The 3,035-nt window shown below is 71.9% G+C and carries 3 protein-coding genes; 1 reads left to right on the forward strand and 2 read right to left on the reverse strand.

All coding sequences use genetic code 11. The annotated features are described in order from the left end of the window. Positions 1–40: 40 nt before the first annotated feature. Complete coding sequence (locus tag V7E09_RS03210) at positions 41–1,513, reverse strand: AlkA N-terminal domain-containing protein (protein WP_324510751.1); 1,473 nt, start codon at positions 1,511–1,513, stop codon at positions 41–43. Positions 1,514–1,599: 86 nt separating this feature from the next. Then, positions 1,600–2,505 (reverse strand): AEC family transporter, encoded by a 906-nt coding sequence (locus V7E09_RS03215; protein WP_324510752.1) that lies wholly within the window; start codon positions 2,503–2,505, stop codon positions 1,600–1,602. Between the two features lie 158 nt (positions 2,506–2,663). Here V7E09_RS03215 and V7E09_RS03220 point away from each other — a divergent pair. Next, on the forward strand, positions 2,664–3,035 hold a 372-nt coding region (locus tag V7E09_RS03220), incomplete at its 3' end, for a TetR/AcrR family transcriptional regulator (protein ID WP_324523011.1).

Here is a 3,035-nt window from a genome sequence, read left to right on the forward strand (position 1 = left end):
AGCGTGAGCGGGCCGAGCGGCGAGTCGATGATCCGATGCTTCACGAGTCCTCCTGGGGTAACCGATTGATGGGGTGGTCGTCGACCGCCCACAGGTACTGGGTGGCGTAGGCCCGCCATGGCCGCCAGGCGCGCGCCAACGCGGGCAGATCGACGACGCCGAGGCGTTCCGCGGCGCGGCGCATCCCGAGGTCGGTGACGGGGAAGGCGTCCGGATCGCCGAGGGAACGCATCGCGACCATCTCCACCGTCCAGGGGCCGATGCCGCGCAGGGCCGCCAGCCGCGCCCGTGCCTCGTCGCGCTCGGCGCCGGGCGACAGGTCCACCCGGCCCGAGGCCAGCGCCTCAGCCAGACCCGACAGGGTCGCCTGCCGGGACGCGGGGAAGGCGAGCGTGCCCGGCGGCAGGTCCACCAGCGTCCCCGCCTCCGGGAACAGATGGGTCAGTCCGCCGCCGATCGGATCGGCAACCGGCTCACCGAAGCGCTCCACCAGCCGGGCCGCATGGGTGCGCGCCGCCGCCGTGGAGACCTGCTGCCCCAGCACGGCGCGGAGCGCGAACTCGTCGCCGTCCACGGTGCGCGGCACCCGGCGTCCCGGCGCCCGCGCCACGAGCGGGGCCAACACCGGGTCGGACGAGAGGGCGTCGTCCACGGCGACCGGGTCGGCGTCCAGGTCGAGGAGGCGGCGGCAGCGACCCAGGGCGGGGGTCAAATCGCGCGGGTCGCTGAGGTGAAGCCGGGCCGCCACGTGATCGGCGCGCGGGGCCAGGGCGACGAAGCCGGGACCGTGCGGCAGCCGCAGCGTGCGGCGGTAGGCGCCGTCACGCCACTCCTCGACGCCGGGCACCGCGGTCGCAGCGAGATGCCCGAAAACGTTGGAAGGGTCGAAGGGGGCCCGGAACGCCAGCCGCAACCGCAACTCCAGCAGACCGGAGTCGGTGTGTCCGCCCTCGCGCGCCCGCCCTCGAAGCGCCGAGGGGGTGGCCGCATAGACCTGCGCGACGGTGTCGTTGAAGGTGCGGATCGAACCGAACCCCGCGGCGAAGGCCACCTCGGCCAGCGGCAGGGCGGTGGTGGTCAGCAGAATGCGGGCGGTGTGGGCGCGCTGCACGCGAGCCAGGCTCAGCGGGGTGGCGCCCAACTCGTCGAGGGTGAGGCGCTGCACCTGACGCACGGAGTAGCCCAGCCGGGACGCCAGACCGTCGACGCCCTCGCGGTCGACGACCCCGTCCCCGATGAGCCGCATGGCGCGTGCGGTGACGTCGGCGCGGGCGTCCCATTCGGGTGACCCCGGGACGGCGTCGGGCCGACAGCGCTTGCACGCGCGGAACCCGGCCGCCTGCGCGGAGGCGGCGCTGGGATGGAACTCCAGATGCGCCGGGCGGGGGGTTCGGGCGGGGCAGGAGGGCCGGCAGTAGATGCCGGTCGAGGTCACGGCCGTGTAGAAGGTGCCGTCGAACCGCGCGTCGCGGCTGGCGACGGCCGCCAGGCAGGTGTCTCGATCCGGGATCACGGCTCCATCCTGCGTCACGCACGCGGCTGGTTCTAGCGAGAATGCGACATCGCAGCGTCGGCGGCTCCGCGCGCGGCGAACCCGGCTCAGCCGAGAGTGATGAGCAGAGCGGGCATCGCGACGATCGCGACCAGCACGGTGATGGTCGTCATGAAGGTCGAGACGGCGACGTCGAGCCCGGCCTCGTCGGTGAACCCGGACGCCATCGCAGCCAGAGGCGCGACCAAGACAGCGGTCAGCACCACCTTCTCGGCCGGGGAGAACGGGATGACGCACCACAGCAGCAGGGCCGCGACCGCGACCACGGCGTAGCGGGTCGCGAGGAAGCGCAGGGCGACCAGGTAGGAGCGGCGATCCAGCACGATCTCCAGGCCGACGCCGATCATGAACATCGCGATGAAGGTGTTCGCCGCCCCCACCGTGGTGGCGAAGCTGATCACCGGGCCGGGCAGATGCAGCCCGAGCAGGCCCAGCACGAGCAGGGTGAGGTAGGTGAGGAAGACCGGCGAGCGCAGCAGCGTCCGGCAGAACTTCAGCAGCGAGGCGCGCTGCTCGGCGGCCAGGCCGAGCCCCCACGCGTAGCCGACCCCCGCCGTGGCCAGCGCGTTGCCGACGTCGAACATGGAGGCGATCACGACGGCCTGCGGCCCCAGGAACACTCCCAGGTAGGGGATGACGAAGAGCCCGATGTTGAACGATGACACGTTGAGGACGCCGAAGGCCTGGGCGCCGGGGCCCCTGCGTCGCTCGACGATCCACGTCACCACCTGTCCCCCGCAGACGACCACGAACGCGAAGACGGACAGCCACAGCAGGGACGGGGTGATCTCGAAGGAGTCGAAGCTCACGATCAGCGCGCAGGGCAACGTGATGCGCAGGGCGATGGTCGACAGGACCCGGAAGTCCTCCCCACGCAGCCACCCCAGGCGTTTGACGAGGTAGCCGAGCGCGATGATCGCGACCAGCGTCCCGGCTTTCACCACCAGATCCATGCGCCCTCCCCGGGGGACGCTATCGGGCCCCGCCCGCCTGCCCCCTAGGTTTCCACCGATTCCCGCTGGGGGTGGATGCGTCCCACCCGTGGCAACCGAAGGTGAATTCTCGGCGACAAACTTGTGAGTGAGTGCTCACTCACCTATTCTCGGTCCTCGTGAGTCGAGCCAAGCCCATGCCTGCGCACGAGCGCCGCCAGGCGCTCATCGAGGCCACCATTCCCCTCCTCATCGAGCACGGCGCCAACATCTCCACCCGCCAGGTGGCCGAAGCCGCCGGTGTCGCGGAGGGCACCATCTTTCGGGTCTTCGAATCCAAGGGAGACCTCATTCATGCAGCCGCCGCCGCGTCCCTCGACGACGGCCGCCTCCAGGCGTCCCTCGCCGCGATCCCCGCCGACGCCGACCTGCGCTCCGCCCTCATCGCCGTCGTCGGCGCCCTGGAGGAACGCGTCACCCGGCTCCGCGCGATCGTGACGCTGTTCCACCGGGCCAACCCCGAGGCCCACGAAGGACACCCGCCGTCCCCG

It is taken from the genome of Propioniciclava sp., from assembly GCF_036744435.1.
Lineage (GTDB): Bacteria > Actinomycetota > Actinomycetes > Propionibacteriales > Propionibacteriaceae > Propioniciclava.